Origin of the sequence: Paraburkholderia sp. DHOC27 (genome assembly GCF_003429005.1) — a bacterium.
Lineage (GTDB): Bacteria > Pseudomonadota > Gammaproteobacteria > Burkholderiales > Burkholderiaceae > Paraburkholderia.
The window spans coordinates 417,922-444,116 of record NZ_QVQV01000004.1; the positions used below are offsets into that span (position 1 = coordinate 417,922).

General features: G+C 62.5%; 24 protein-coding genes and 1 other RNA gene. 17 read left to right on the top strand and 8 right to left on the bottom strand.

Features of this window, described 5'->3' with window-relative positions; translation table 11 throughout:
- Positions 1–313: 313 nt before the first annotated feature.
- From ompA to D0B32_RS32950, 10 genes are all read left to right on the top strand, one after another.
- A complete protein-coding gene (gene ompA, locus D0B32_RS17415) occupies positions 314–964 on the top strand; it encodes an outer membrane protein OmpA (protein WP_117335218.1) in 651 nt (216 codons plus the stop codon).
- A 226-nt stretch (positions 965–1,190) separates the two neighbouring features.
- Positions 1,191–1,889: a bifunctional 2-polyprenyl-6-hydroxyphenol methylase/3-demethylubiquinol 3-O-methyltransferase UbiG gene (ubiG, locus tag D0B32_RS17420; protein WP_117335220.1), complete on the top strand. Its 699-nt coding sequence runs from the start codon at positions 1,191–1,193 to the stop codon at positions 1,887–1,889.
- Positions 1,890–1,912: 23 nt separating this feature from the next.
- Positions 1,913–2,626: an HAD family hydrolase gene (locus tag D0B32_RS17425; RefSeq protein WP_117335222.1), complete on the top strand. Its 714-nt coding sequence runs from the start codon at positions 1,913–1,915 to the stop codon at positions 2,624–2,626.
- Positions 2,627–2,797: 171 nt separating this feature from the next.
- Positions 2,798–3,167, top strand: a transfer-messenger RNA (tmRNA) gene (gene ssrA, locus D0B32_RS17430).
- A 210-nt stretch (positions 3,168–3,377) separates the two neighbouring features.
- Positions 3,378–4,055 (top strand): hypothetical protein, encoded by a 678-nt coding sequence (locus D0B32_RS17435; protein ID WP_117335224.1) that lies wholly within the window; start codon positions 3,378–3,380, stop codon positions 4,053–4,055.
- Positions 4,056–4,267: 212 nt separating this feature from the next.
- Complete coding sequence (locus tag D0B32_RS17440; protein ID WP_117335226.1) at positions 4,268–4,504, top strand: AlpA family transcriptional regulator; 237 nt, start codon at positions 4,268–4,270, stop codon at positions 4,502–4,504.
- Positions 4,491–4,880, top strand: a complete 390-nt coding sequence (locus D0B32_RS17445) for a hypothetical protein (protein ID WP_147329539.1) — start codon at positions 4,491–4,493, stop codon at positions 4,878–4,880. The genes D0B32_RS17440 and D0B32_RS17445 overlap by 14 nt, the downstream gene beginning before the upstream one ends.
- Positions 4,877–6,298: an AAA family ATPase gene (locus D0B32_RS17450; RefSeq protein WP_117335230.1), complete on the top strand. Its 1,422-nt coding sequence runs from the start codon at positions 4,877–4,879 to the stop codon at positions 6,296–6,298. Before D0B32_RS17445 ends, D0B32_RS17450 begins: the two co-directional genes overlap by 4 nt.
- A complete protein-coding gene (locus tag D0B32_RS17455) occupies positions 6,295–6,792 on the top strand; it encodes a hypothetical protein (protein ID WP_117335232.1) in 498 nt (165 codons plus the stop codon). The genes D0B32_RS17450 and D0B32_RS17455 overlap by 4 nt, the downstream gene beginning before the upstream one ends.
- Positions 6,793–6,971: 179 nt before the next feature.
- Complete coding sequence (locus D0B32_RS32950) at positions 6,972–7,469, top strand: hypothetical protein (protein WP_259295035.1); 498 nt, start codon at positions 6,972–6,974, stop codon at positions 7,467–7,469.
- Positions 7,470–7,554: 85 nt separating this feature from the next.
- On the opposite strand, the gene D0B32_RS17470 is transcribed toward D0B32_RS32950, so the two are convergent.
- From D0B32_RS17470 to D0B32_RS17480, 3 genes are all read right to left on the bottom strand, one after another.
- The gene (locus tag D0B32_RS17470; protein ID WP_117335234.1) at positions 7,555–8,757 is read right to left on the bottom strand and encodes a phage integrase central domain-containing protein; all 1,203 of its coding nucleotides are present in this window, start codon (positions 8,755–8,757) and stop codon (positions 7,555–7,557) included.
- Positions 8,758–9,026: 269 nt separating this feature from the next.
- A complete protein-coding gene (locus tag D0B32_RS17475; RefSeq protein WP_117335236.1) occupies positions 9,027–9,293 on the bottom strand; it encodes a hypothetical protein in 267 nt (88 codons plus the stop codon).
- A 118-nt stretch (positions 9,294–9,411) separates the two neighbouring features.
- A complete protein-coding gene (locus tag D0B32_RS17480) occupies positions 9,412–10,491 on the bottom strand; it encodes a substrate-binding domain-containing protein (RefSeq protein ID WP_117335238.1) in 1,080 nt (359 codons plus the stop codon).
- Between the two features lie 132 nt (positions 10,492–10,623).
- On the opposite strand from D0B32_RS17480, the gene D0B32_RS17485 reads away from it, so the two are divergent.
- Genes D0B32_RS17485 through D0B32_RS17500 form a run of 4 tightly spaced genes read left to right on the top strand, consistent with a single transcriptional unit; the run spans position 10,624 to position 15,889 of the window.
- Positions 10,624–11,115 (top strand): NAD(P)H-dependent oxidoreductase subunit E, encoded by a 492-nt coding sequence (locus D0B32_RS17485; protein WP_117335240.1) that lies wholly within the window; start codon positions 10,624–10,626, stop codon positions 11,113–11,115.
- A complete protein-coding gene (locus tag D0B32_RS17490) occupies positions 11,112–12,668 on the top strand; it encodes an NADH-quinone oxidoreductase subunit NuoF (protein WP_117335242.1) in 1,557 nt (518 codons plus the stop codon). The genes D0B32_RS17485 and D0B32_RS17490 overlap by 4 nt, the downstream gene beginning before the upstream one ends.
- A 14-nt stretch (positions 12,669–12,682) precedes the next feature.
- Positions 12,683–15,628, top strand: a complete 2,946-nt coding sequence (fdhF, locus tag D0B32_RS17495) for a formate dehydrogenase subunit alpha (protein WP_117335244.1) — start codon at positions 12,683–12,685, stop codon at positions 15,626–15,628.
- 9 nt (positions 15,629–15,637) lie between these two features.
- A complete protein-coding gene (locus tag D0B32_RS17500) occupies positions 15,638–15,889 on the top strand; it encodes a formate dehydrogenase subunit delta (protein WP_117335246.1) in 252 nt (83 codons plus the stop codon).
- A 9-nt stretch (positions 15,890–15,898) separates the two neighbouring features.
- Here D0B32_RS17500 and D0B32_RS17505 read toward each other — a convergent pair whose 3' ends face one another.
- From D0B32_RS17505 to D0B32_RS17515, 3 genes are all read right to left on the bottom strand, one after another.
- Complete coding sequence (locus tag D0B32_RS17505; protein ID WP_117335248.1) at positions 15,899–17,665, bottom strand: FAD-dependent monooxygenase; 1,767 nt, start codon at positions 17,663–17,665, stop codon at positions 15,899–15,901.
- Positions 17,666–17,745: 80 nt separating this feature from the next.
- Positions 17,746–18,816: a cation diffusion facilitator family transporter gene (locus tag D0B32_RS17510; RefSeq protein WP_117335410.1), complete on the bottom strand. Its 1,071-nt coding sequence runs from the start codon at positions 18,814–18,816 to the stop codon at positions 17,746–17,748.
- Between the two features lie 308 nt (positions 18,817–19,124).
- Positions 19,125–19,445 carry a helix-turn-helix transcriptional regulator gene (locus D0B32_RS17515; RefSeq protein ID WP_117335250.1) on the bottom strand — a complete coding sequence of 107 codons (321 nt, stop codon included), beginning with the start codon at positions 19,443–19,445 and terminating at the stop codon, positions 19,125–19,127.
- Positions 19,446–19,610: 165 nt separating this feature from the next.
- Here D0B32_RS17515 and D0B32_RS17520 point away from each other — a divergent pair, with 165 nt between their 5' ends.
- Positions 19,611–21,461: a tetratricopeptide repeat protein gene (locus D0B32_RS17520; protein WP_117335252.1), complete on the top strand. Its 1,851-nt coding sequence runs from the start codon at positions 19,611–19,613 to the stop codon at positions 21,459–21,461.
- 70 nt (positions 21,462–21,531) lie between these two features.
- Here the strand turns inward: D0B32_RS17520 and D0B32_RS17525 are convergent, their stop codons facing one another.
- On the bottom strand, positions 21,532–22,827 hold the full coding sequence (locus D0B32_RS17525; RefSeq protein WP_117335253.1) for an MFS transporter: 1,296 nt from the start codon (positions 22,825–22,827) through the stop codon (positions 21,532–21,534).
- Between the two features lie 353 nt (positions 22,828–23,180).
- On the opposite strand from D0B32_RS17525, the gene D0B32_RS17530 reads away from it, so the two are divergent.
- Both D0B32_RS17530 and D0B32_RS17535 read left to right on the top strand, forming a co-directional pair.
- Positions 23,181–23,717 carry a GNAT family N-acetyltransferase gene (locus D0B32_RS17530; RefSeq protein WP_117335412.1) on the top strand — a complete coding sequence of 179 codons (537 nt, stop codon included), beginning with the start codon at positions 23,181–23,183 and terminating at the stop codon, positions 23,715–23,717.
- A gap of 177 nt (positions 23,718–23,894) precedes the next feature.
- Entirely contained in the window at positions 23,895–25,121 is a 1,227-nt protein-coding gene (locus D0B32_RS17535; RefSeq protein ID WP_147329540.1) for a hypothetical protein, read from the top strand.
- Positions 25,122–25,193: 72 nt separating this feature from the next.
- Here the strand turns inward: D0B32_RS17535 and D0B32_RS17540 are convergent, their stop codons facing one another.
- Positions 25,194–25,934: a DUF2968 domain-containing protein gene (locus D0B32_RS17540; protein ID WP_117335257.1), complete on the bottom strand. Its 741-nt coding sequence runs from the start codon at positions 25,932–25,934 to the stop codon at positions 25,194–25,196.
- Positions 25,935–26,195 lie beyond the last annotated feature (261 nt).

Below are 26,195 nucleotides of genomic sequence, written 5' to 3' on the forward strand. Positions count from 1 at the left end.
GCGCGACCGGGCCCGATTTATGCTGGCCCTTTTTCGGCCCTCAGCCATGCCTGGCGGGGCGCGCCGCCCGAATCCCGCTTCTGTTGCGCATGCACCACAATTGGATAGGGGTATGGAAGGGGGCGGATTTTTTTTATCGTGGGAAGGGAACGATATGGCAAAATGCCAACGCACAAAGAGTTAGACACTGCTCGAAGTCTACACAGCGCGTCTTTTGTTCCGCACCAATGTTATACTTCGAGCAATGTATGACTTGTCATCGTCAACAAGCTCGCAGTAAACCTGCGGTAATCTCAATTTCGAGAGGAGAAATATGAATAAACTTTCAAAGCTCGCGTTCATTGCAGCTACCGCAGTTATGGCTGCATCCGCGATGGCACAGTCGGTGCCGGCGTCGCGACAAGCTACGAACGACAACTGGGTAAACGGTACGGGCGAGTACGTGTGGATGAACGGCACGAACGAACTCTGCTGGCGCGATGCGTTCTGGACGCCGGCAACCGCTAACGCAAAGTGCGATGGCGCTCTCGTTGCTCAGGCTCCGACCCCGCCGGCACCTGCTCCGGCACCTGCTCCGGTTATCCAGAGCCAAAAGATTACGTATCAAGCTGATGCTCTGTTCGACTTCGACAAGGCAATCCTGAAGCCGGCTGGTAAGGAAAAGCTGGACGATCTGGCATCGAAGATCGGCGCGCTGAACCTGGAAGTCGTGGTCGCAACGGGTTACACGGACCGTATCGGTTCGGACAAGTACAACGACCGTCTGTCGCTGCGTCGTGCACAAGCTGTCAAGGCATACCTGGTCAGCAAGGGCATCGAAGCCAACCGTATCTACACGGAAGGCAAGGGCAAGCGTGACCCGGTCACGACGGGTTGCAACCAGAAGAACCGTAAGGCACTCATCGCCTGCCTCGCACCGGATCGTCGCGTGGAAGTCGAAGTTGTCGGTACTTCGAAGCAGTAAGCTACAAATTACCGCAGTATCAAAGCCCCGCTTCGGCGGGGCTTTTTTTATGTCCGACGATTAAACGTTGCAACACGGCAGTTCAACGACGCCCTTGGCTGCGCCAGACATGCCGTGCCGGACGCTGTGCGGCACACCGCGGTACCGCGTTTTTGCCGCTCCGTGCCTCGGCCTATATACTCGGGTCTTATCGAAGACATCGCTTTCCTCAACAACCGCATCCGCCATGACCAACGCCGATCCCCACGAACTACAAAAATTCAGCGACCTCGCGCATCGCTGGTGGGACCCCAACGCCGAGTTCAAACCGCTGCACGAACTGAATCCGGTCCGGCTCAACTGGATCGACACGCATGCGCATCTCGCAGGCAAGCGCGTGCTGGATATCGGCTGCGGCGGCGGCATTCTGTCGGAATCGATGGCTGGTCTGGGCGCACACGTGAAAGGCATCGATCTGTCGAGTCAGGCCTTGGGCGTCGCCGATCTTCACAGCCTTGAAAGTGGTGTAACGGTAGATTACGAAGAGATCGCCGCAGAGGCGTTGGCGGCGCGCGAACCCGGCACATTCGATGTGGTCACGTGCATGGAAATGCTGGAGCACGTCCCGGAGCCTGCGGCGGTGGTGGCGGCTTGCAAGACGCTAGTCAAGCCGGGCGGCTGGGTGTTCTTCTCCACGCTGAACCGCAACGTCAAGTCGTATCTCTTCGCTGTGATCGGCGCCGAATATATTGCGCGGATGCTGCCCAAGGGCACCCACGACTACGCGCGTTTCATCCGCCCGTCCGAGCTGGCGGCTTACGTGCGCGCTGCCGGTCTGCATACCGCAGACATCAAGGGCATCGTGTATCACCCGCTCAGTAAGCACTTCGCGTTATCGAACGACACGAGCATCAACTACATGTTCGCCTGCCGACGCGACGCCTGACGCGCACCGACCCGAACCCATACATGAGCGATCCTACCCCTCTGCCCCAACGCGAAGACGACGACGCCTCGCTGAGCCTCTGCCAGGCGGTCCTGTTCGACCTTGACGGCACGCTGGCCGACACCGCGCCGGATCTGGCGGCCGCCGTCAACAAGATGCGCCACGAGCGCGGCCTCGAAATGGTGCCGCTCGACGATCTGCGCCCGCTCGCGTCGGCCGGCGCGCGCGGCCTGATTGGCGGCGCCTTCGGTATTGGCCCGGAACACCATGACTACGCGTCGATGCGCGAGGAATTCCTCGCCAACTACGAAGCCGACCTGTGTATCGAAACCACGCTGTTCCCCGGCATCGACGAGGTGCTGGACGAGCTGGACGCCCGCGGCGTGCGCTGGGGCATCGTGACGAACAAGGTGGCGCGCCTGACCGAGCCTTTGGTGGCACAACTCGGGCTCGACACGCGCGCCGGCTGCGTGGTGAGCGGAGACACCACGCCCCATTCCAAGCCGCATCCGGCGCCGCTCCTGCACGCCGCCCGCGAGCTGGATCTGCCGCCAGAAAGGATTGTCTACGTGGGCGACGATCTGCGTGACGTCCAGGCGGGATTCGCCGCAGGTATGGTGACGGTCGCCGCAGCCTACGGTTATTGCGGTAACGACATCCCGCCCGAGCGCTGGCATGCACAGCATGTGGTTGATTCAACGGCTGAGTTGCTGCGACTGTTGCGCGAGATCAGCTAAACGGCAGCCGCAAAAGAGGCAACGGCGAAAACTCAAAACGCGCTCGCCATCGACGCCCGGCGACCGTATCAAAGCCACCTTCACCGGCATCCCTCCAGAGACAGCCGGGACAGGGACCCCGATCTATTGTAAAATCTGCGCTGGTCCTGACATTGAGGGACAACGAACCGCGGGGGCGACCTGGTTTCGACAGGGGTTGCAAAGCGGCTAGGGCATACCGAGGACCCGTCACCTCGTTAATCAATGGGAAAAACGTAACTGCAAACGACGATACGTTCGCACTGGCAGCCTAAGGGCCGCCGTCCTCTGCCTAGTTCACTGACGGGCTAGTGTCGCAAGACCGGTAGCAATACCGACAGAGGTCATATACGTCAGTTAAGCCTTGGCGGCGTCACGACGTCCGGGTCGAAAATCTAGTGAATCGCCTTAGTGCAGCGTGTTCGTCCGCGTCACTGGGGTTAAATCAAATGACAGAACTAAGTATGTAGAACTGGTCGTAGAGTGCTTCTGGACGCGGGTTCGATTCCCGCCGCCTCCACCAATTGCTTGAAAAAAATCCTGTAGGGTCAACGCCTTACGGGATTTTTGTTTTTTCAGCCCATCAATTAGCCCATCAATAGGTGCGGCCCAGGGGCGTTTTTCACGTGTACTTGCTTCCTCAAATCCGTGGCGTGTTTGCGACGGTCGGCCAGAATCCGCGAGGTGGTTGAGGCCGTAACACTCCGTTGTTTGTGTCGGCATGGAGGGCGAAATGGACGAGTTCGACCTGTGCAGGATTTCCGACAACTTCACTTTGTCGACTGCTGCTGCGCTGATTTGCAACATTGAGCCCAGCCGGGTTCAGCCTAAAGATCAGTCCGGAAACGAAGGTTACTGCGTCTGGTATCGCAGTGAAGTTGATCCGAAGGTAGCCGGCAATGACACCGATCCGAATCTATTCCGTACGGCCCTGGATTCTCTCTTACGCGCCGTGCAGGCAGGGACGCTCGCGGCAAGCGTTGTGTATCGGGGCAAACTACGTTTGATCCAGTATGACGACGGCGGTGAGGACGAACGGTGGATTCCCGTTGGACCATTCGACCCTGGCGAGACAACTGTGAGCCTCGACGACTTGCGAGCATGGCTGGCATTGCGTGGTGTTAGAACAGGATTCTTTTTTCCTGAGGCGAGCGATGCGCCGGACTATCTAAACCCTAAACATCCCCGCTACGCGCCCAGGCTCGCTGCCGCGGTCAGTGCGTGGCTGGCTGTTGCCCAAGGCAGCGGTAAAAGCGTGAAGGATGCAATCAGGAAGTGGCTGCGCGAGCATGCGGCCGAGTTCGGTTTGACACACGACGATGGCAGCCCGAACGAATCCGGTATAGAAGAGGTGGCGAAGGTCGCGAACTGGCATCCGAAAGGCGGCGCGCCGAAGACCCCGGGCCAATAACTTACCTACCTCCCGAACCCTTGTCCGCATTGGGTTTGTGCGGTTTTGACTCCAGTACCCACCTACCCTTTCCGCGCAAACCTACCCACCCATTCGACCTTTAGCAAGGGTGGGTTTTCTGCACCCACCCAGCTATTCACGGCCTTACTTCTCCAACGTAATACCGCCATGCCGCGTCATTCCGGCGCGCACTTTACTTTCAGAGGTGAGACATGGCCGACCAAACATTCCACATCCTGATTCCGCGCTGGCGCGTCTCCGAGATAACGGGCCTTCAACGTAGCGCGCTGTACGAGCGCATCGCGCGTGGCGAATTTCCGGCGCCCGTTACCATCGGCAGCGCTGCCGTGCGCTGGATCGAAGCCGAGGTCGTGGCGTGGGTTCAGCAGCAGATCGACACAAGTCGCGCGCAGCCAGCGGCGACGGGTGGCCGCCGTGCTCGGGCCTGAACCGGTCAGCGTCGCGGCGCCTGACGATGCCGAAGCGCTCGACGCCGCGCGTGCCGAATTTTGGATGCGCTGGCGCGGGGAGCTTCCTTCGTATGCAGAAGCGCGCCGCGTGTCAGCCAAAGCCACACAGGCTGATATTCGTCCGGTCGGGCAGCCGCCGCGCACCGATCTCTTCTCCTCTCTGAATGGCCCTCGTCGTCAGCGGGCCGAATCGTTACGTGTGTGGTTCGAGCGGCGCATCACGAAAGAGTTGGACCGCTCCGAGCGCCGCATGACGCGCGATGAATGGCGCGCGCATCGCGAATGGATTGAGGAGCATGCACGAAGTTGTCTGTGGGAAGCGCTTGAGCGTCACGCGGCGAAGGGGAAACTATGAGCAGCGAACGCGATGTTGAAGCCGAGCTGGCACGCGCCGCTGAATTGATCGAGACAAGCGAAGGCCGTCGCGAACAGATCGAGCGCGGCCGCCAACGTGCCGTCCGCGGTGCCCAGATGGCGGCGGCGCATACCCAACAGAAGAAGGTCGGTTGCCACGCAACGCGCAACGACGAACACGCCGGGCAGTCAGCGGTCCTGCTGCAATGTGCGGCGGACGTAAAACCGCAGCCGGTCTTGTGGTTATGGCCGGACTGGTTGCCGGTGGGCAAGCTGACGGTCCTGGCCGGATCGGCTGGCACGGGCAAAACGACTCTTGCGCTAGCGCTGGCCGCTGTCGTCACGCACGGCGGACAGTGGCCGGACGTAACCGGGTGCGGCTGCTGCGGCCAGGTGCTGATGTGGAGCAGTGAGGACGATCCCGCCGATACGCTGGTGCCGCGTCTGATGGCGGCCGGCGCGGACCTGTCGAAGGTGCATTTCGTCGGTAGCGTGGCGAAGGCGGACGGCGAATTGGCGCCGTTCGATCCAGCCCGTGACTTGCCGCTGCTAAGCGAGCGCATCGCCCGCATGGACGGCGCGCGCCTGCTGATCGTTGATCCTGTTCTCAGTGCGATTGGTGGCGACGCGCATCGCGCCAATGACGTGCGCCGCGATCTGCAACCGCTAGTTGACCTGGCCGCGCGTCATGGCTGCGCGGTAATCGGCATCTCGCATTTTTCGAAGGGCTCGAAAGGCAACGCGCCGGTTGAACGCGTGATTGGCTCACAAGCGTTCGGCGCACTGGCGCGCATGGTGCTGGTCACGGCGAAGGAGGAAGGCACTGAGCGCCGGATTCTGGCCCGCGCAAAGTCCAATATCGCGCCCGACGATGGCGGGTTCGCCTATGCGCTGGAACGCGTCGAGGTACAAGCGGGTATCCGTGCGAACGTCGTTATCTGGGGTGAACGCATCGAGGGAAGCGCACGCGACATTCTGGGGGACGTCGAGCAGGACGCCGGCCAGGACAGTGAGCGTTCCGAGCGTGACGAGGCAAAGGATTTTCTGCGTTCCCTGCTGGCGGATGGCCCGGTGCCGGTAAAGATGATTCAGGCTGATGCGCGTGGAGCGGGTCTCGCGTGGCGCACTATCGAGCGTGCGAAACGCGAGTTGGGGGCCGACGCCCGCAAGCCGAGCGGGTCCAGCGGCTGGTGGTGGGCGCTGTCGGAGCAAGACCGCCAAGGCCGCCACCAAGAGGAGCAAGACCGCCAGACAGATTCCGGTGGCGGTCTTGGTGGGGCGTGGCGGTCTTCAGCACCGGCAATGGTTTACGATCCGCCCCTTTCATCCGATTTTGACCAAGATCGCCAAGACCGCCACGTCAACGGGAGTGGCGGTCTTCGTCCACAAGATGACGATGAGGTCGAGGATTCAGTATGAGTGCCACCGAAATCATCAAGCGCGCCGCTTCATTGTGTGTGCGGCTGTGGATCGACGGCGAGCGGATCAACATGGCGGGTTCGCCGCACAGCGTCGCGGAACTGAAGCCCGAGCTTGCCGCACACAAGTCCAGAATTATGGCGCACCTACGCGCCACCACGAACGACGTCACTGATTGCGTCGGGGCGCTGATCGACGCGGATGGCGGTAAGTATCTTCCGTGGGGGCCGTACCTGTCTCCCGCCGAAGTTCAGCGCATGAGGGGTGAACTGTTCGACAAGATCGACGAGCTTTGCCGCTGTGAATGCTGGTCGGTGGAACGGCGGTGCGATACGACGACGCGCATCATGCGAGGGCCGCTCGCGGACCTGTTACCCAAAATTTCGCACTTCAGTGAACGGTTAGCGACACTGCGCGCAGAAACGGCGGTACGGGCAGCAAAGCAGGCGCGGACGTGGAGCATGGACGGCTTTGACGATCGAAGGAACAAATAAAGGTTTGTGAACTTCGCATCTCGAAATTGATAGCAAATGATAGCGGAGCACAACACCTGGGCAGCGGGTGGCGGTCGCCGTAGAAGTTTGCTCACTGATTCTTTATCAAAGAATCAAAGGACCAGCAACGCACGTCTGCCCCTACCTTGTAGCGCGTGGGTAGCAAGCGGTTAGCTACCGTGCGTTATACTTTTGCTGCTGCGGAAACAACGCGGCCTTGGATTGGCGTCCATGAACAGATACAGGCGGGCAACCGCCGACCGGCGGTTTTTTTACGCCCGCATCAAGCACCGCAATGGTCGGGTCTTGGTGAGGGAGCGCTTGCGCTCGCCGGTTTCCTGTATCGCCGGTACGCCAACCTTGCCATGTGCCCGGCCACCCCGATTGGCGTCGGAGGACGGGTTTGTCCACTGATACAGGAGGCTTCCCTCGTGCGCCATGCCACCGCTCACTCCGAGCAAACCCACCATCCCGTTTCACTCCAGACCGTCGACACCGCTGTTATCCGCGTCGACCAACTGCAAGCGTTGTCGGGATTGCTAAGTATCGAAGAAGTGGCGGAGCAATTCGCCGGTCTCTCAATGGTCGCTCAAGCTTCAATCTTCGGACTGTTCGAGGATGGGCTGGCGGACATTCGTGAGGTGCTGGCGCGCGCCAGTGGACACTCCAAAAGTTGACTTACGCGACCTACATCATTGAACGCGTTTTACGTCGCTCGCCGCTGATCTTCTCGCCCGCTTTGAGCGGGCGTTTTGCTGCGGCTCACAACACCTGGTCGGTGAGAATGTGGCGCGCCCATGCCTCCATCATTGTGCGGCGTTGTTCCAACAGATCGGTTCGGTGATAGGCCGCTTCCACCTTGTTCGCAACCGTGTGCGCCAGCGCCCGCTCGGCAAGATCGCGGGCGTATCCCTGTTCGCTGGCCCAATCGCGAAAGCTTGAGCGAAACCCGTGCGCCGTCGCTACGCGTCCCGGCGTGTCGCTTTTCGCTTCCACGCGGCGTAGGAACGAAGTCAGCACCATGTCACTCAACACCTTTCCGCGTGGCGACGGGAACACAAGCGTCTCATGCAGCTTTTGCTCTTTCAGGCTTTTGACGAGTGCGAGCGCCGGTTTTGACAGCGCAACACGATGCGCCTCGTTCGCCTTCATCCGCTCGCCCGGAATAGCCCATACACCGGTCTCAAGATCGAATTCATCCCATACCGCGCCGCGCACTTCACCGCTGCGCGCCGCCGTCAATATCAGGAACAGCAACGCGGCGCGCGTAGCTTCGCCCTGTTTGAATTCCGCGACATGCGCTTTCACAAATGCGGGTACGTCACGCCAAGGCATGGCCGGCTGGTGTTCCTTCTTCGCGTTCTGTTTCGGCAAGATGTGATCGACAACGTTGACCGGGTTCGCCGCGATATGCCCGTGTGCCCACGCCCACTGCATCACTGCGTGCATGCGCTGGCGGACACGGCTGGCGGTTTCCGCCTTCTCTAGCCAGATGGGCCGCAACACGTCGGCGCAGTTGGCTGGTGCGATCGCATCGAGCTTCTTTTCCCCGAGCAGCGGAAACACGTAGGCCTCAAGCGACCTTATCCAATCGTCCGCGTGCTTTGCGTTTCGCCAGCTTGGCTTGAGTTCCTCGTGGACCTTGCGCGCCGCCTTTTCAAACGTGAAGGCCGAGGCAGCGAGCGCCGCCGCCCGCTGTTCACTATTGCGCCGCTCGATCGGATCGGCGCCAGCATCGAGAACCTTGCGCATCGCCAGCGCTTTCTCGCGGGCTTCTGCTATCGGCGTTTCCGGGTACGTGCCCAGGCCCGCATCGCGCCGCTTGCCCGAAACTGGCGAGGTAAAGCGCAGCGACCACTTCGCACCGCCCTTCGTGGGCGTCAGCATGAGGCCCGTTACCTTTCCATCGAAAACCGGCTTATCGCCGAGCCGCAGTGCTTTTGCCTGTTTGTCTGTGAGTGCCATTTCCAGTCCATCATTCAGCCCATCACGAAACGCCGGATTGGGTCGGAATATTGTAGACTTCTACGGCCAGCAATCACACGCAGGTCATTGATATTAAATGGATATTGCGGAAACGCGCGGAGTGTGCCGGATTGAATTCCGGCGGACGCCGCCTCCACCAGAACACGTTTCAAGATTCGAGCCGCACAACAACGAACCCGCGAGTAGCCAAGGCTGTCGCGGGTTTTTTGTTGCTAAGCCGGTATCAGAGTACCGGCGTCAAAGCTGAGTTATTGATCTTCCGGGCACTGCAGATTGCAGCCGTTCGGGTCGCCCAGATCGCCCTTCTTGCGCATGGCCGACTTCTTGTCGGATTGATATTTGTTCGACGGCGCCGAGGCAGCAAACGGCAATTGCGGATGCTCTTGCAGATGGAATCCATCGCTGAGGATACCGTCCGGCACGCCCGGGGAATTTTGCGCGAAGGCAACTGAGACTGTGGCGAAAACCGCGCCGGCCGTCGCAGCGACGGCACATGCTTTGAGGAAAACGTTCATGGCGATCCAGCGCGGTGGGCCGCGCAGTTGAGGCTAAGCTGAAGAGCAGAGAGTATCGCATACGGACCTCCAGCGCAGCGGGTCGGCGCCGCAACGTTGTTACAGCCGCTTACCCCGCTCACACCTGCATCGGCCCCAGCCCCTCATCCACCTCGACCAGCTCGCCGCAGTCACGCGGGTCGTAACCATCCAGATGTGCCACGCTGCTCCTGAACGGACGGCCACGCAACATGCCGATGACCGTCGCCAACGGTTGCCGCTCGAGGCGAGCCCGGTCACAGGCGAAGTAATAGTCCTCATCGACGATGGGCACGAACTCGAGCCCAAAATGATGCGCCGCCGGCTCGACGCCGAAGCCGACATCGGCCATGCCACTCGCTACGAATGCGGCGATCGCCGAGTGCGTCAACTCCGTCGATGCATACCCGTTCACCCGGTCCGGGTCGACGCCTACCTGACGCAACGCGAGATCGAGCAGCATGCGCGTGCCCGAACCCGGCTGCCGGTTGACGAAACGGATATCGCCGCGCGCCAGATCGCTTAAGCCATTGATCCGCTTCGGATTGCCCTTCAGCAGAAACAGACCTTGCTTGCGCCGCGTCAGATGGACCAGCACATGCTGTTGCGGATCGAGCCAGCGCCGATACGTGTTTGCACAGGCTGCGCGGAATTCGCCGCGCGGCAGGTGGAACCCCGCCAGATCGCACTCGCCGCGCGCCAGCGCCGTCACCGCATCCACGCCGTCGCGGTATTTGATCTCCACCGCAACCTCGTCGCCTACCAGCGCAGTCACCAGCGCCGCCACCGCGTAGCCGTGTGACGCGTGAATCCGCACATCGTGCGTGGGCGGCACCAGCCAATGGTTCAGGTCGCTCGCCACTTCGCTTGCGAGCGCGCGCATATTCGCGTCCAGCCGCTCGCCGCACAGGCGCTGCGCTCGCAGCACCGCCTGCCCCAGTTCCGACAACACGGAGCCGCGTCCGCGCTCCTTGGCAATTAGCGGGCCGCCGAGCCGTGCCTCGATGCCGCGCAGCAAACCCCATGTGTGCCGGTAGGACAAACCCTTACGCGTTGCCGCCTGCGCGATGCTGCCGGTTTCGTCGACGGCCGCCAATAACGACACGACGTCCGTCAGGCTTGACTCGTGGCCATCGGCATCGCGAATCACAAGCTGTGCGTGACATTCGATCCGGATCATATATGTACCGCCGTCTCCTATTGCGAAAGGGGGGCCTCCCGCCTATCTTTCGTTGTATATACCAAATCAGTGAAGCATATGTGCACGACGTATGAAGTACAAGTGCATATTAGACTTCGGAGGAGCCCCACTTTGGACCAGTCTAACGCGCTCGCGCCTGACGACCTGGTGCAGCGCCACGCGCACCCAGGCCGGTCATTGCTGACCGTGCTGCACGCCATTCAGGATGAACTCGGCTACGTGCCGTCTGCGGCCGTCGCGCCGCTCGCACGGGCGATGAACCTGTCGCGCGCGGAAGTCCACGGCGTGATCACGTATTACCACCACTTCCGCACTCACCCGGCCGCGCCGGTCACAGTACAACTGTGCCGTGCCGAGGCGTGCCGCAGCATGGGCACGGAAGCGCTCGTGCAGCACATCGAAGCGCACACGGGTTGCGGGTTCGACGCCGGACATGCGCACGAAAGCGACGCCACGGTGGGACTCGAATCGGTCTACTGTCTCGGTCAATGCGCGCTCTCGCCGGCCATGATGATCAACGGGACGCTGCACGCGAAAGTCACGCCGCAGAAATTCGATGCCCTGCTCGCCGCCGCGACGCAACGTTTGGGGGAAACGGCATGACGCGCATCTATGTTCCCCGCGACTCGTCCGCCCTCGCGCTCGGGGCCGACGCCCTTGCCGAACAGATTCTTCTCGAAGCCGAACGCCGCGGCCTTGCCATCGAGCTGGTTCGCAACGGCTCGCGTGGTTTGCTGTGGCTCGAACCGCTCGTGGAAGTGGCCACACCAGCGGGCCGCGTCGGTTATGCAAACGTCGACGTGTCCGATGTCGCAGCCCTCTTCGATGCAGGCATGGTAGAAGGGGGCGCGCATCCGCTGCACGTCGGGATCGTCGACCAGATTCCGTATCTGCAGAAACAGCAGCGTTTGACATTCGCGCGCATCGGCCTGACCGATCCGCTCTCCATTGACGACTACGTGGCACACGGTGGCCTCGAAGGCCTCAAGCAGGCGCTCGCCACCGATGGCGACGCCGCCTGCGAAGCCCTCATCGAATCCGGCCTGCGTGGCCGAGGCGGCGCGGCGTTTCCGGCGGGCATCAAGTGGCGCACCGTGCGCGGCGCGAAGGCACCGCAGAAGTACATTGTCTGCAATGCAGACGAAGGCGACTCCGGCACGTTTTCCGATCGTCTGATCATGGAGAGCGACCCGTATGTGCTGATCGAAGGCATGGTCATCGCGGGTATCGTGACCGGTGCGACTGTGGGCTATGTGTATGTGCGCAGCGAGTATCCACATGCCATCGCCACGCTCGAGGCTGCCATTGTGCGAGCGCGTGCAGCAGGCTGGCTCGGCGACCAGGTGCTCGGCTCCGCACATCGCTTCGAACTGCAGGTCGCCAAAGGTGCAGGCGCGTATGTCTGCGGCGAAGAAACCGCGTTGCTCGAATCGCTGGAAGGCAAGCGCGGCATCGTGCGCGCCAAACCGCCGGTGCCGGCGCTCGTCGGCCTCTTCGGGCAGCCCACCGTGATCAACAACGTCATCACGCTCGCTACCGTGCCGATCATCTTCGCGCGCGGCGCGGCCTTCTACAAAAACTTCGGCATGGGCCGGTCACGCGGCACCCTGCCGTTCCAGATCGCCGGCAACGTCAAGCGCGGCGGTCTCGTCGAACTGGCATTTGGCGTGACCTTGCGTGAGCTGATTAACGATTACGGCGGTGGCACGGCGAGCGGCAAGCCCGCTCGCGCCGCTCAGGTAGGCGGCCCGCTTGGCACCTATCTGCCGGAAAGCCAATGGGATATTCCGTTGGACTACGAAGCATATGCGGCGGTGGGTGCCGTGGTGGGTCACGGTGGCATCGTCGTTCACGACGACACCTCCAATCTCGCCGAACTCGCGCAGTACGCCATGCATTTCTGCGCGCTCGAATCGTGCGGCAAATGCACACCGTGCAGAATCGGTTCGACGCGCGGCGTGGAAGTGATCCAACGAATCCGCAACGGCGATACCTCGACGCGCCAGGTGCAACTGCTGCGCGATCTGTGCGACACGATGGTGTCCGGATCGCTCTGCGCAATGGGCGGCATGACGCCGTTCCCGGTGCTGTCCGCACTCGACCATTTCCCCGAAGACTTCGGCCTCGACGCCGCCCACCCCAAAGCCGCGGCCTGACGAAGGAGCCCACTATGTCCGATGCCCTCAACTCCCCTGCCGGCGGCTGCGGCTCCGGCAATTGTGCGTGCAAGTCGCAGGCGCAGCAGCGCGCCGCCCGTTCGCCGTTCGACGACACCGACTACGGCACGCCACTGCGTCACGCGGATGTCGACGTGACGCTGGAGATCGACGGTCAGGCGGTCACGGTGCCGGCCGGCACGTCGGTGATGCGCGCGGCGATCGAAGCTGGCGTGAACGTACCGAAGCTATGCGCCACCGATTCGCTCGAACCGTTCGGCTCGTGCCGGCTTTGTCTGGTCGAGATCGAAGGCAAGCGCGGTTATCCGGCCTCGTGCACGACACCAGTCGAAGCCGGCATGAAGGTACGCACGCAGACCGACCGTCTGCAGTCGCTGCGCCGTAACGTGATGGAGCTGTACATCTCCGATCACCCGCTCGATTGCCTCACCTGCCCTGCGAACGGCGACTGCGAACTGCAGGACATGGCCGGCGTCACGGGCTTGCGCGAAGTGCGATATGGCTACGAAGGCGCGAATCATCTGAAGGACAAGAAGGACGAGTCCAATCCCTACTTCACCTACGACCCTTCCAAGTGCATTGTCTGCAATCGCTGCGTGCGCGCCTGCGAGGAAACGCAAGGCACCTTCGCGCTGACCATCGCGGCACGCGGCTTCGAATCGCGCGTCGCGGCAAGCGAAAATCAGCCCTTCATGGATTCGGAATGCGTCTCGTGCGGTGCGTGTGTCGCCGCATGCCCCACGGCCACGCTGCAGGAAAAAAGCGTCGTGATGCTGGGTCAGGCTGAACATTCGGTCATCACCACCTGTGCGTACTGCGGCGTGGGCTGTTCGTTCAAAGCCGAAATGAAGGGTAGCCAGGTCGTGCGCATGGTGCCCAACAAGAACGGCCAGGCCAACGAAGGTCACGCCTGCGTGAAGGGTCGCTTCGCGTGGGGCTACGCGACGCACAAGGACCGCATCACCAAGCCGATGATCCGCGAAAAGATCACGGATGCGTGGCGTGAAGTCAGTTGGGAAGAAGCGCTGAATTACGCGGCATCGGAATTTCGCCGCATTCAGGCCAAGCATGGTCGCGATTCGATTGGGGGCATCACGTCGTCGCGCTGTACGAACGAAGAGACCTACCTCGTGCAGAAGCTCGTGCGCGCGGCGTTCGGCAACAACAACGTCGACACCTGCGCGCGCGTGTGCCACTCGCCAACGGGTTATGGTCTGAAGACGACGCTCGGCGAATCGGCAGGCACGCAGACGTTCGCTTCGGTCGACAAGGCCGACGTCATCATGGTGATCGGCGCTAATCCGACCGACGGCCATCCGGTGTTCGGCTCGCGCCTGAAGCGCCGTGTGCGTGAAGGGGCAAAGCTGATCGTGGTCGATCCGCGTCGCATCGACATTGTCGACACACCGCACGTGAAAGCATCGCACCACCTGCAATTGCTGCCGGGCACGAATGTCGCCATCGTCAATGCGCTGGCTCACGTCATCGTCACTGAAGGTCTGCTGAAGGAAGCGTTCATCGCCGAACGCTGCGACATGCACGCGTTCGAGCAGTGGCGCGCATTCGTGGCGTTGCCGGAAAACGCACCGGAAGCAACCGCGTCCGTCACCGGCGTGCCGGCCGAACAGGTGCGCGAAGCGGCCCGCATCTACGCCAACGGTGGTAACGCCGCGATTTACTATGGCCTCGGCGTGACGGAACACGCGCAAGGCTCGACCATGGTGATGGGCATCGCCAATCTGGCGATGGCAACGGGCAACATTGGCCGGGAAGGCGTGGGCGTCAATCCGCTGCGCGGCCAGAACAACGTGCAGGGTTCGTGCGACATGGGCTCGTTCCCGCATGAGCTGCCGGGATACCGTCACATCAGCGATTCGATTACGCGGGCTTTGTTCGAGGACGCCTGGAATGTCACGCTGCAACCGGAACCTGGCCTGCGCATTCCCAACATGTTCGAGGCCGCGCTCGACGGCAGTTTCAAGGGGCTCTACTGCCAGGGCGAAGATATCGTGCAGTCCGATCCGAACACGCATCACGTGTCGGCGGCGTTGTCGTCAATGGAATGCATCGTCGTGCAGGACATTTTCCTCAACGAGACGGCCAAATACGCGCACGTCCTGCTGCCGGGTTCGTCGTTCCTCGAAAAGGACGGCACCTTCACCAACGCCGAGCGCCGTATTTCACGTGTGCGCAAGGTGATGCCGCCCATTCCTGGCTACGCGGACTGGGAAGTCACGGTCATGCTGGCGCGTGCGCTGGGCTACGAAATGGACTACGCGCACCCGTCCGAGATCATGGATGAAATCGCGCGTCTCACGCCGACCTTCCACGGCGTCTCGTACGCGAAGCTCGATCAACTGGGCAGCATCCAGTGGCCGTGCAACGAGAACGCGCCAGATGGCACGCCCACCATGCACATCGATACCTTCGTGCGCGGCAAGGGCAAGTTCGTGATTACGAAGTTCATCGCCTCGCCGGAAAAGGTCACCCGCAAATTCCCGCTGATTCTCACGACCGGGCGCATCCTCTCGCAATACAACGTCGGCGCGCAGACGCGCCGTACCGAGAACTCGCGCTGGCACGACGAAGATAGCCTGGAGATCCATCCCCATGACGCGGAAGAGCGCGGCATCAAGATGGATGACTGGGTGGGCATCGAATCGCGCGCGGGACAAACAGTGCTGCGCGCCAAGGTGACCGAGCGCATGCAACCGGGCGTCGTCTATACGACATTCCACTTCCCCGAGTCAGGCGCCAACGTGATCACCACCGACAGTTCCGACTGGGCCACCAATTGCCCGGAATACAAGGTGACCGCGGTACAGGTGATGCCGGTGGAACAGCCGTCGCAATGGCAGCAGGACTATTCGCGTTTCAACACGGAGCAACTCGACTTGCTGCGTCAGCGCGAACTCGCCAACGCCACGTCGGGTAAATAAGGAAAAACAATGGATGAACAGAACCTGATCGACATGGCGAACCGCATCGGTGAGTTTTTCGATTCGATGCCCGATCGCGACGAAGCGCTCGACGGCGTCGCCGATCATATTCGCCGCTTCTGGGAGCCGCGCATGCGGCGCCGGCTGCTGGAGTCGCTCGATCAACCAAATGCAGGCGGTCTCGCCATGAGCGCCATCGTCAAGGAAGCGTTGCACAAGCATCGCGCGAAACTAACGCCTGCGCCTGCGGCCGTTGCATAACGCCGCGCCTCAACTCGCCGCCTGCTGCTGCGTCACACCTTTCGTGAACCACGCTTCACAGTGACGCAACAACCCATTCAGATCGGAAGTAGGCCGGCCACGCGCGCAGATATACCCGTCTGGACGAATCAGATAGAACGATGGACGGGTGCGTCCATATGATTCGGATAACGAAGGAGCGCCCTCGCCCTCCAGGTCACTGACACGCCAGATACGCACCGCTCCCGGCAGCAGTCGCTCGATCGCCGTACTGAGCCGGTCGAGATCGGTTTGGTGGTCCGTTGGGCGATCGGCCTGGCGATCCGCGGCAGGATCGAGCGGCGCCTCGTTGGGACGTGGTTCGATCAGCAGGAACAACGAGAAGAACGCGGGGTCATGCAGATCGAAAATGCAGCCGATGCCCGGCGCTCGTCCCAAGGGTCCATCCACCACGTGCACGAGCGCATCGGGCGCGCGTTCACCGGCACGCGGGCCGCCGTCGAGCACCCGCTCGAGCGTGAGCGGACTGCGCCGGTACTGGATGGCGAGTTCACTCACCGTGAGGCGTGCAGCATCGCGCAGCGGGCCGAGCGCGGCCAGCGCCGGCATGACACGCTCGCGCAGCAGCTTGAGCGGACCATGATCAGCCTCCGCCATATGCGTGGCGAAGCTCGTCTGTCGCAACACGTCGCGCTCGATCGGATGCCGCTCCAGGTGATACGAGTCGAGCAGACGGTCGGGCGCTTCACCCTTGATCACGCGGGCAAGTTTCCAGCCCAGATTGAAGGCTTCCTGAATGCCCGTGTTCATCCCTTGGGCACCAGCGGGACTGTGCACGTGCCCGGCGTCTCCGGCCAGAAAAACCCGTTGCACACGCAACTGCTCGACCATGCGGCTGCTCACGTGAAAATGCGCTGACCACGTGAGATCGGAAAATTTCACAGGGTGATGGATACGCCGCGCGGCCAGCGCCCGGCATTCTTCCAGCGTCGGAAGCGGCGCGGGTTCGCTCGTGGAAGCCGCAGCGGAAACGGCAGGCGCTGCCCCGGTGGCCGCAGTGGGTGCCGGGGGCGCCGCGGATGCCGGAATAGCAACCGGCCGTACCGAATGATCGGCGATGAGCCGGTAGCGCTGCTCGCCCAGCGGAAACAGGGCAGCCAGGCCTTCGCCCGAGGCGAAAATGTGGAATTCGTCGTTGGACCACGGCGTTTCCGCCTGCAGATCGGCCAGCAGGAAAACCTGCTCGAAGGATTTGCCGGCGAAGCTCATGCCCAACTGATGACGGACCGTGCTGTGTGCGCCATCAGCGCCAATCATGTACGCCGGGCGAATTTCTTCGACCCGGCCGTCTGCGTGCCGCAGGATCGCATTGAGACCCGCGGCGTCCTGCGCAAAAGCGCTGAGTTCGACGCCACGTTCGAGCGTCACGCCAAACGTGGCCAGATGCTCCGTCAAGAGCCGCTCGGTGATGCTCTGGTCAAGAAACAGCACATACGGGTAGCGCGTTTGCAGCGGATCGAAATCGAGCCGGGCGAGGCGCTGCCCGTTGGAATAGAGGTTCGCGGTGTGGGCGCGATGTCCCAGTTCGAGAAACGGCTCGATCAGACGATGCTGTTCGAACAGTTCGAGTGTGCGCGCCTGGATGCCGATAGCGCGCGAGTGCGGCGCCGGCTGCAACGTCTTGTCGATGAGACGCACGGGTATATGCGCACGCGCCAGACTCATGGCGGCGGCGAGCCCGGTTGGACCCGCCCCGACGATCAGCACCGGCGACGCAGCGGATGATGCGGCGGCCATGCAGCACTCCGGAGACCAACATGACGTCTAGTGTACGCCGCTGCCCCGATGACCGGCGGTGCAGCGCGTCAAAAGCCGGTTCAATGCGTGCCCGGCTGATCGAGCGAGCAACAATGGTCCGTAGTGCCGAGATCGACCTGCAAGGTAGCGTGCTGCATGGAGAAAGTCTCACGCAAGGTGAACACGATTGCGTCGACGGCTTCGTCGCCGGGATGACCGGCCGGCATCACGAGATGCGCGCTCAGTGCGTTGCCGGTGGTGGAAAGCGCCCACACGTGCAGATCGTGCACGTCGGTCACGCCTGGTTGCGCCGCCAGATAATCGCGGATGCGCTGCATGTCCACACCTGGCGGCACCGCGTTGAGCGCGAGGCACACGGAGTCGCGCAGCAGACCCCACGTCCCGTAGACGATTACCGCGACCACCACGAGACTCATCAACGGGTCGAGCCAGGTCCAGTTCGTCCCGAGGATGACGAGACCGCTAATGGCGACGGCGGCGGAGATCAGCGCGTCGCCGGCCATATGCAGAAAGGCACCGCGAATATTGAGGTCCTCTTTCTGACCACGCATGAAGAGCCATGCGGAAAAGCCGTTGACGAGCATGCCAATGGTCGCGACGACGAACACCACGAGGCCCTGCACCGGCGCTGGGTTCATCAGCCGGCCAATGGCCTCCGCAACGATCACGCCGCACGCGAACAGCAGCAGGCCCGCGTTGACGAGCGACGCGAGAATGGACGTGCTGCCGAAGCCGAAGGTATAGCGTCCCGAAGGCCGGCGCGTGGTGAGCCAGGCGGCGCCCCAGGCGAGCAGCAGACCGAGCACGTCGGACAGATTGTGGCCCGCATCGGCAAGCAGCGCGGTGGAATGCGCGATCACCCCGTAGATGCCCTGCACGACCACGATGGCGATGTTCAGCGCGACGGCAATCGCAAACGCGCGCCCATGACCGGCAACGGGCGCGTGGTGGTGATGGTGGCCGCCGTGGCCGTGGCTATGACCGTGACCTTGTGCGGCGCTGCCGTGGTCGTGGCCCGAGTGATCATGACCCGCGTGGTCGTGGTCATCGTGGTCATCGTGACCATGAGCATGGCCCGCGTGATCGTTTGCGGCTGTTTGAGTCGGATCGGTTGCTGAGTGGTTATGCACGGCTTGATACGTTTGATGATCGTGATTGTGAAATGGGCGTGGCTGGTCCGCTGCTTGACGCGCGGCATGGTGGTTTTCGTGGTCGTGGCCGGCGCGGTCCCCGGCAGAACTATTCGAGGGCTGACCAGCGCCAGACGCGTCACTCCCCGCCTCGCTCACTGCATACCCACGCCCGCGCGTCGCACGCGCAGCGTCCGCGTCAACGGCAAGGCCTTGTACATCGTCGGGGTCCTGACCTTCGAGCCATACCGGCGCGTGATCGTCTTCGCGCTCTTCCGCTGAGCCGTTGGTGCCTGATAGGGGTTTCATCACGCGTCCGGGGAAAATTCGTTGGCGGGCTCGGCCACATGTTCGAGCATCTCGGCCAGCATGCCGCTGATGTGGCGGTCTGCCGCCACATAGAACACCTGCTTGCCCTGGCGTTCCGCGCGCAGAATGCGGGCCGCGCGCAATAGCCGCAGATGGTGGCTCACCAGCGACGGCGACAGCCCGAGCGCCTCCGCCATCGCGCCCACCGCGCGCCGCTCGTCGACACATGTCAACACGATGCGCAGGCGCGTAGGGTCGCCGAGCAGGCGGAACAGATCGGCGAGCGGCACGACGCCGTCGTCATTGGACATCACTTGCATGACACGCGCCTACCTCGAACATATGAACACATATTCATATGTTATAGATCAGACTCCGGTCCGTCAATCTGGGGCATGCCCTGGCGAGTGTGGGAAAATGCATGGCTTGTCTTGCCGAATCACCGCGATTTATTGCGAATCACCCGCGAATTACCGCCCCCCGTCATGGAACCAGTTTTTGAAAGCGCCTACGCGGCGCATCGTGACGGCCGCCTCGACGATGCCGAGCGCGGCTATCGCGCCACGCTCGATATCGATCCCGCGCACGTCGACGCCCTGCATCTGCTGGGGGTGTTGCGCCATCAACTCGGCGCGCACGCTGAAGCAGCCGACCTGGTTGGCCGCGCGGCGCGGCTGCGTCCGCAGGACGCCGCGCTGCAACTCAACCTCGGCAACGCGCTGAAGGCAATGGGGCAACTCGACGGCGCCATCGAGCGGTTTCGCAATGCGCTCACGCTTGCACCCAGTTTCCCGCTGGCACATTACAACCTCGGGAATGCCTACGCGGCGGCGGGTCGTCACGAAGACGCGGCGGACGCGTTCCAGAAGTCCTTGCGGCTGCAACCGGGCAACGCGTCCTCGCACAACAATCTGGGCAATGCCTTGCATGCGCTCGGCCGGCATCAAGAAGCCATCGTATCGTTCGAACGCGCGCTCGAATTGCAGCCGGGTCATGCCGGGGCGCACAACAATCTGGGCATGGCGCTCAATGCGCTCGAACGCGCCGAAGCGGCGCTCACGCAGTTCCGTGCCGCGATCGCCGCGCAGCCGCGTTTCGTGGCCGCTCATTTCAATCTTGCCAATACGCTGGATGCGATCGGCCAGCACGCCGAAGCGGCCGCGGCCTTCCGGGTCGTGCTGTCGTTACAGCCGCATCTCGCGCCGGCCCTGTTCGGACTGGGCAACGCGCTATCCGCGATGGGCCGTCACAAGGAAGCACTGCCGCATTTCGAGCGCGTGGTGGGGCTCGATCCGAAATTCGCCCTGGCCTGGCTGAGTCTGGGTACCGCGCATCACGCGCTCGGCGCCCCCGCTGCTGCGGTACGCGCCTTCGATCAGGCGCTGCGCCTGCGGCCCGAGCTGGCGTCCGCGCATATGAACCGCGCTCTCTCGTGGCTGACGCTCGGCGATTTTGCGCGTGGTCTACCCGAGTACGAATGGCGCCTCAAGACAATGGCGCAGCGCGTCCCGCAGACGCTGCCGCGCTGGCACGGCGAGCCCATCGAAAAGCGCACGCTGCTCGTGCATGCGGAACAGGGCTTCGGCGATACGCTGCAATTCGTGCGTTTCGTGCCGCTCGTCGCACAGCCTGGCGCGCGCGTCGTGTTGGAAGTGCAGCCGCAACTGGTGCCGCTGCTTGCGCCTGCCGCGCTCGAATGGCGCGTCACGCTCATCGCGCAGGGTAAGCCGCGTCCGCCGGTCGACCTGCAGTGTCCGCTTCTGAGCCTGCCGCTCGCGCTCGGCATCAACAGGGAGACGATTCCCGCGCGCACGCCTTATCTGAGCGTGCCGCCCGCTTATCGTCGCAAGTGGCGTGGGTCGATTGGCGGTCATGCGCGGCGCAAGATCGGGCTCGCGTGGTCGGGACGTGTGCAGCAGCAGGAAAATCGCAGCATGCCGCTCGCCGAACTCGAACCGCTGTTCGCGCTCGATGGCATCGACTGGATTATTTTGCAGCCCGACCTCAGCGCGGCTGAGCGCGCCACGCTCGACGCCCATCCGCGCGCCGGCACGATCCACCGCTTCGATACCCGGCTGGGCGATTTCGCGGATACGGCGGCGATCATCGAGCGGCTCGACGCCGTCGTGTCGATCGACACCTCGATTGCGCATCTGACCGGCGCGCTGCGCAAGCCGCTCTGGCTGATGCTGCCGTTTGCCGCCGACTGGCGCTGGTTCATCGACGAGCCGCGCAGCCCGTGGTATCCGGGGGCGCGGCTCGTGCGTCAACCGGAACCCGGCGCGTGGGCGCCGGTGGTCGAACAGATTGCTCACGCGCTACGTGAGGATGCTTGAGCCCTCGTAAGGCGTAGCGCGTGCTTCGTGCTTCGTGCTTCGTGCTTCGTGTTTCGTGTTTCGTGCTTCGTCAGACCGTGCGGTACTGATTGCGCGATTCGGGCGTGCGATACAGCACCAGCGTCGCGATCAAACCGCAGATGCCCGCGATTCCCAGCCACAGTCCCGGCGCGGCCTTGTTGCCGGTCACGTGAATCAGCAGCGTCGAGATGGCCGGCGTGAAACCACCGATCGTCGTGGCAAGGCTATACGCGAGCGAGAAGCCCGCGGTGCGCACTTCAACCGGCATCACTTCGGTCAACGCCACGACCATTGCGCCGTTGTAGCAGGCGTACAGGAACGACAGCCACAACTCCACCATCAAGAGACGCGCGAACGACGGCTCGGCCACCAGCCATTGCACGGCCGGATACGCGGTGAGAATGGTCAGGACGGTGAAGATCAGCAGCACGGGCCGGCGTCCGATCCGATCCGACAGCGCGCCCGACAGCGGCAGCCACACCAGATTCGACAAGCCGATACAGACGGTGACGACGAGCGCGTCGATCGCCGAGAGTTTCAGCACTTCCTTGCCGAAGGTGGGCGTGTATGCCGTGATCATGTAGAACGACACCGTGGTCATGATCACCATGCCCATGCCGCCGAGGACGACGCCCCAGTTTTCCATCATCGACTTCATGATCTCGCCCATGCTCGGGCGATGCTTGCGCGCGGCGAACTCTTCCGTTTCCTGCAGCGAGCGCCGGATCAGGAACAGGAATGGCACGATCAGGCAGCCGATCAGGAACGGCACGCGCCAGCCCCACGCGGTCATCTGCTCGACGGGCAGGACCTGGTGCAGCACCACGCCGATCAGCGCGGCAAACACCACGGCAACCTGCTGGCTGCCCGACTGCCACGAGCAATAAAAGCCCTTGTTGCCCCTGGTCGCGATCTCGGAGAGGTAGACCGACACGCCGCCCAGTTCCACACCAGCCGAGAAGCCCTGCAGCAGGCGGCCAAACAGGACCAGCACCGGCGCGAGCACACCAATCGTGGCGTAACCCGGAATGGCGGCGACTGTCAGCGTGCCGACCGCCATCAGGCCGAGCGTCAGCATCAGGCCCTTGCGGCGGCCATGATGGTCGATATAGGCGCCGAGGATGATGGCGCCCAGCGGCCGCATCAGGAAGCCCGCGCCGAACACGGACAACGCCAGCATCAATGAAGCAAAGTCATTGCCGCTCGGGAAATAGGTCTTGGCAATTGCCGAGGCGTAATAGCCGTAGACCATGAAGTCGTACATTTCCAGAAAGTTGCCGCTGACAACGCGGAAAACCGTCCGGAAGCGGGATTCGTTGGAAGATCCGTGTGACGCAATAGACATGACACTCTCGAATGGGCCCTTCGCCAGACTTCGCGGGCGAAACGGGCGGTTGACAACATTCACCGCATCTTCGAACAGATGCCGCCGGCTCCACGGAAGGCCCGCGCCGGGCTCGCAAGCGTGCCGGGGCGCTGAATTCTGCTGCGCTACCGATAGCCCGGATATCAGGGTAAACCTTGGGTCAGTTGCTCATCGGGGCGCCTGGATGACCATTTGACGGGGTTTTCAGCCATCGCCAGTGCGAATGTTACCGTCGTGGCCAGCGGCTTGCATTCGAGGCGGGCATGGATGCCTTACAGATGGGTCGGTCGCAGTACACTTTGCAACTGCCCTTCAGGAACACTATGCCGCTGATGCCCACTGCCCGCGCCCTTTCCTTGCGCACCGCGACGCCCGCCGATGCAGCGCTGATCGCCTGCATCCATTCCGCCAGCTGGCAGGCCACTTACCGTGGGCTGCTGCCTGACGCGTTCCTCGACAACGAAGTGACGCTCGAACGCGCGGCTTACTGGCAGGCGCGGCTCAATGCACCCGGCGGCGAGCGGCGCATGGTGGTCATCGCCGAGCACGCCGGTGAGCCGATTGGATTTGCCTGCGTCGAACGTCAGCCGGAGTCGTCGTGGGGCGTGTTGCTCGATAACCTGCACGCGTTGCCGGGTCACCAGGGCATTGGCGTGGGCAAACTGCTGATGCGCGCGGCTGTCGACTGGGCGCGCATGCAGGGTGAGACGCAGTTGTATCTGTACGTGCTCGACGGCAACACCCCGGCGATTGGCTTTTATGAGCGGCTGGGGTGGCGGTTCGCTGGGGCGGAACCCGATCGTATGGGCGGCGTGGATATCACCGCGCTGCGTTACGTGTATCGGCTCGAGGGTCCGCACGCGGTGTAGGCCGGTTTTCGGACGCGTCCGATCGTTTACATAAATCGTTTTTGCGATCATCGACCGCACCTCGGCGGTTTCGTGGCGACGCGCCTTATGCCGGGCGCCAGCGCAAAATCTCGGCCGCCCCCATCGTCATCATCCCTCCGAGGCCAGTTTTCAAAACGACCCCGCCGCGAGAGAGCGATGACGACATCTATGCCCCTTACCCTGATCGAAGGCGCTATGGCCATACCCAGGCTGCGGCCCCTCGATCGTCTGCCCGCCCCCTTTGGCCGCGATTGGGCGCTCTCGCCACCTCATCTGAGCCTGCGTGCCGAACTCAAGGCGCTATATGCGGCGGTCCTGCGCACCTTTTGCGTCAACACCGCGGCGTTTCGCGCGTTGTGCCGTTGGGAATCGCGGCGCGCGTCGGCGCCGGACGATACAGCACAAGTGGACGCGAGCTCGCGTGAGGATGTTGCTGCGGATATCCCGCCGTCGGCGCCGGATTTCAGCGCTGCCTCGGCGACCGCGCCGAGCTACGGTGCTTCGACACGTTGGACCGCGTTAGCGGGTGGTGTATGCGCCGTTGGCGGTGCAGCCCTTCTTGCCTGGCTCGCAATCGACCATTACGCGTTGCATCGGCAGTCGGCTCAGGCGGCGCACGAAGGGCGTACCGCGAATCGTTCGGGGTTGACGGGACAGGCCAGGCTTCGGGCGCTGCCACTAGCCGGATCGAAGCCAGACGACGCGAGGACTGTCACACGTTCACGTGCGGTGCCGCCGGTTGCTGTGGATATGCCTGTTGCGCCTGTTGCGCCCGTGCCGCGCGAGGCTGAAGGGACGTCTGCCGAGACGCTGACGCGTGCCGTCATCGCACCCGCATCCGCGCCCGTCACGGCGGGGACGAGTTTAACCACCCAGCCGGAACCCGTATCCAGCGCGCCCAACACTCGCGCTGCCGACGCCGACGCGGCGCCAGGCACAACGGACGAACCACACGCGCTTCGTGCCTCGCCACCGGCTTCGTCCAGCACACGCAACCACCCGGACGTCAGCATTGGGCATTCGCAGCCGCGTAAATCGAGTCGCGCACCAGGTGCATCGCACCTTGCCGCGAGGAATGCGGCGATCGACGCACCACGCTCATCTCACTCGGTCTCGTCGCGCGCGTCGACCGCGAACGAGGATGCGGCGTTCAAGCCCCGGTCACTGGCCAGGCCGTCTGCCGCAGGTGACTTCTCGCCATTTGCGCCCTCAGCGCTCGGTGTCGATGAATACGCATCGGTCACGATGTCCGCGAACACGCATCTGCGCGATATCCCACCGGCGCGAGCGCTCTCTCATGTGGTCAACACCGAGAGCACCGACTGGGCGAATCGCGTTTCGCAACGCCGTATCACCGACGTCCCCGAGCAGTTCTCCAAATAACGTCGCGCAAAAAAACAGCCCGGTAAATACCGGGCTGTTTTTTGTCCTCCGCTACCAGAGCCGCGCGCTCGCCTATCTCGATCCAGGCAAACCGGATTCGGTCTGCCGCTGCAATTGCTGCACTTCGTTTTGCACCTGGCGCAATTGCGCCTGCGCCTGCTCTTTTTCCGCGCGCAAGGCAACCGCCTCGCTTTGGGTTTGACGCTGGTAGTCGTTGACCTTGGCTTGCTGCGTACGCGCCACGTCGAGGTCGGCCTGCAAGCGTCGCGCGCGATCTTCCGAGACCGCAATCACGTTCTCGATAAAAGCCTTTTGCGCCTGCAACTGCGCGCGGCGAATTTCCACCTCGGCCAATTGCCCCGTTTGCTGCACGAAGTCGGTGTAAATGGCTTCCGCGCGGGTGTCGTCCTGAGATTTGATCACGCGCCAGAAGTGCTTGTCCTGAAACAACGCTACGTAGTACGTCATTTCTTGCGGATAGAAAAACAGACTCGCGCCATAGCTGCCGTTATACGTGGTGCGTAGCTCCGTGAGTTGCTTGTCGTGGATCATCTGCATCAGTTCGGCGACGGTACCTTGCGCATCGCCGCCATCTGCTACACCTGGCGCCGACGCCGCGCCACCTGAGGCCGCCCGCAACGCTGCGACGACCGGCTGGGGCGTCAACGCGCTCATGGCCGGACGCGTGCCGACGACGGGCACTGAATCCGTTGAACCGGCGCTCTCTCCTGCCAGCACGAGACCACCATGCTGCAGCAGCGCACCCGTGGTCGCGAGCAGCAATGCGCGCCGTACAGTTAAGAGAGACTTCATACGTGCATGCTCCATGCGAATTTCAAACAGCCTTGAATTATCGCGCGGATTGCTTGTTAAGCGAAGGGTTAGTGTGACGCGCCACAACACTTTAAATCGAGATAGATAGCATTCTTAAATTTAGGTCAAGCCAGCAGGCAAATCGCGAAAAAAAGCGCCGAACGAAGTGTAAAAAAAGCAAAGATGATCCGCTTGCCAAAGCGGCGAAAAACGCCTCACAATTGTTTGATAAGCCGTCGTTCCAGGCGATGAAAATATCGC